The sequence below is a fragment of the Romboutsia sp. 13368 genome, from assembly GCF_018336475.1.
Taxonomy (GTDB): Bacteria; Bacillota; Clostridia; order Peptostreptococcales; family Peptostreptococcaceae; genus Romboutsia.
This window is the reverse complement of the sequence record NZ_CP048741.1, coordinates 432,933-435,869: the sequence shown is the minus strand read 5'-3', so window position 1 is coordinate 435,869 and position 2,937 is coordinate 432,933. Positions and strand designations below refer to the sequence as shown.

Sequence of the window (2,937 nt, the reverse complement as noted above, 5' to 3'; positions counted from 1 at the left end):
TTATTATTTTGAATATATTTATCCTCTATTAAACTTTATTACTATATAATAGATTGTATAATATTTATTAATGGAGGTTTATAATGGACTTTAAACAACTTGAGGCATTTGTTTCTGTTGCTAAATATGGAAGTTTTTCAAAAGCTGCACGTGAGTTATTTTTAACTCAGCCCACAATAAGTTCACATATCCAAAACTTAGAAAAAGAATTGGATACTGTTTTATTTAATAGAAATAATAAATGTATAACATTGACCAAATCTGGAGAAATACTTTATGATAATGCAATTTCTATATTAAACAACTGTAAAAAAGCTATATATGATATAAAGGAATATTCAGGTAATATAGAAGGAATTATAGATATAGCTTCTAGCTCAATACCTGAAACTTATATTTTACCTAGCTTTATTAAATCATTTTCTGATAAATATCCTAATGTAAAATTCAGCATAAGCCACTATGATTCTCAATATGCTATTTCAGAAGTATTAAATGAAAGAGTAAACTTTGGTTTTATAGGCTCAAAAACTTTTAATTCTCAAATAGAATATATAGATATATTAAGTGATGAACTAGTCCTTATAGCTCCACTTAACTTAAACATAGATAATGAAAATGGTTATATAGACATAAAAGAACTTGATAATCTTAGGTTTATAATGAGAAAAGATGGTTCTGGAACTAAGAACTTAACCTTTAATATATTAAAAGAAAATAACTTTAATATTGATAATTTAGACATACTTGCATATGTTGAATCCAATGAGACAATAAAAGAAATGGTTAAAATAGGATTAGGTGTTTCTTTTGTATCATATAATTCTATAAAAGACTATGTAAAGTCTAATGAGATTAAATACTACAGGATAAAAAATATTAGCTTTTCTAGAAAGTTTTATTTTATATATTCTAAAAAGAAAGTATTTAATCCATTAGAAGATAAATTTTTAAATAGTTTATACGAATATTTTCATATAAAAAAATAGACTTAAAAGTCTATTTTTTTATTTTATTACAGATTTATCGTAAAGAATGCCTTATATCCTTTATACATTTCATATATATCTACTTTTGAAACTACTTCATATGGTGAGTGCATATTTAATACTCCAACTCCACAGTCTATAACTTCTGCTCCGTAATTTGCTAGTATATACGCTATTGTTCCACCACCGCCTTGGTCAACTTTTCCAAGCTCTGCTGTTTGCCATACTACATTACCTTGATTAAATATTCTTCTTACTTCTGCCATAAATTCAGCATTAGCATCATTACATCCGCCTTTACCTCTAGAGCCTGTATATTTACTTAATACTACTCCATGTCCCATATACGCTGAGTTTCTCTTATCATATGCATCAGCATAATTTGGATCATAACCTGCTGAAACATCTGCAGATAATACTTTTGAATTTGCCATAGCTCTTCTTGTTTTTAAGTCTGAGTATTGCCCTTCTAAATCTATAAGTTCAGCTACAGTATTTTCAAAGAATTTTGAATGCATACCTGTGTTACCTTGAGATCCAACTTCTTCTTTATCTACACATAAAGCAACAGCACAATATTTAGGATTTTCAATATCTATTAAAGCTTTAACAGCTCCATATGAACAAACTCTATCATCATGTCCATATGCTAAAATCATAGATCTATCAAGTCCTAGATCTCTAGATTTTCCTGCTGGTACTATTTCTATTTCTGCACTTAATAAATCTTCTTCTATTATTCCGTATTTAGAGTTTAATATAGCTAATATATTTTCTTCTATTGCTTCTTTTTCTGCACCTTCTAGTGGCATACTTCCAATTAATAAATTTAATTGCTCTCCAGTTATACCTTCTGAAAGTTTCTTTTGCATTTGATGTTGTGCTAAATGTGGTAATAAATCGGTTATGCAAAATACTGGATCATTATCATCTTCGCCTATACAAATATTTACTTTTTGACCATCATTTAATACTACTAATCCATGTATAGCAAGTGGTATTGTAGACCATTGATATTTTTTTATACCGCCATAATAATGAGTTTTAAAGAATCCCAAATTAGCTTCTTGATATAATGGATGTGGTTTTAAATCTATTCTTGGAGCATCTATATGACCTCCTATTATTTTCATCCCATCTTCTAATTTATTTTTCCCCATTACAAATAGAGCAACAGCCTTATCTTTATTTACCGCATAAATTTTATCACCTGGATTTACTTTACCATTTTTTATAGCTTCATCTATTGATATGTATCCATTTTCCTGAGCTATTCTTACAATTTCCCTAGCTGATGTTCTCTCTGTTTTTCCAATATCTAAAAACTTCATATATTCTTTTGAATAATTCATTACATCCTCTAAGTTATTGTTAGTTCTCTCAAATTCCCAAGCATTTTTAGCTTCATACTTTAGTTTCATTTTACCCCTCCTTTTTTATATTTAATTCTTTTTATTCTTCATTTCTTGTTCGTATTCCTCTGGAGAAACTACTTTTATATTTTCTAATCTTGATTTAAAGTGTGATCTAAAATGTTCTAAATATTCTTTTCTTAAAGCTTCTCTCTCTACTAATTCTTCAGGTGTTAATCCTTCTGATTTATTTTTCTTTGCTAATTCATTTATTCTATCTAATTTTTTTTGATCAAACATATATTTATCATACTCAATTTATATTGAGTATTCTCCTTTCTTATTTATTTAGTAAAGCAATATATTAATCTTATTATTAAATTTATATTGCTATATGGTAAATCTATATTATTTCTTATTATAGATATTCCCTTTTCTAATTCTTGTATACTTTGATTTACTATATTTACTCTAAAAATATATCAAATTATTCTTTTATAACTTTATGTATACATTGATTTGTTGATGGTTATATTTATRTTTATTGATTGTAGTATGTATATATAATACCAAAATTTTTATAAAAATGGGAAATA

General features: G+C 26.6%; 3 protein-coding genes. 1 reads left to right on the top strand and 2 read right to left on the bottom strand.

The genetic code is table 11. The annotated features are described in order from the left end of the window. Nucleotides 1–83: 83 nt before the first annotated feature. Nucleotides 84–989, top strand: coding sequence for a selenium metabolism-associated LysR family transcriptional regulator (locus tag G3997_RS01795; protein WP_296647155.1), 906 nt, complete (start codon nucleotides 84–86; stop codon nucleotides 987–989). Between the two features lie 26 nt (nucleotides 990–1,015). On the opposite strand, the gene G3997_RS01790 is transcribed toward G3997_RS01795, so the two are convergent. Further along, nucleotides 1,016–2,410, bottom strand: a complete 1,395-nt coding sequence (locus G3997_RS01790; RefSeq protein ID WP_296647152.1) for an aminopeptidase — start codon at nucleotides 2,408–2,410, stop codon at nucleotides 1,016–1,018. Nucleotides 2,411–2,431: 21 nt separating this feature from the next. Beyond that, nucleotides 2,432–2,641 carry a DUF896 domain-containing protein gene (locus G3997_RS01785; protein WP_296647150.1) on the bottom strand — a complete coding sequence of 70 codons (210 nt, stop codon included), beginning with the start codon at nucleotides 2,639–2,641 and terminating at the stop codon, nucleotides 2,432–2,434. Between the last annotated feature and the right edge of the window lie 296 nt (nucleotides 2,642–2,937).

What these genes read in the sequence shown, in the direction of transcription:
- G3997_RS01795 (WP_296647155.1), top strand. Translation starts at nt 84, where the DNA reads ATGGACTTTAAACAACTTGAGGCATTTGTTTCTGTTGCTAAATATGGA.
- G3997_RS01790 (WP_296647152.1), bottom strand. Translation starts at nt 2,410, where the DNA reads ATGAAACTAAAGTATGAAGCTAAAAATGCTTGGGAATTTGAGAGAACT.
- G3997_RS01785 (WP_296647150.1), bottom strand. Translation starts at nt 2,641, where the DNA reads ATGTTTGATCAAAAAAAATTAGATAGAATAAATGAATTAGCAAAGAAA.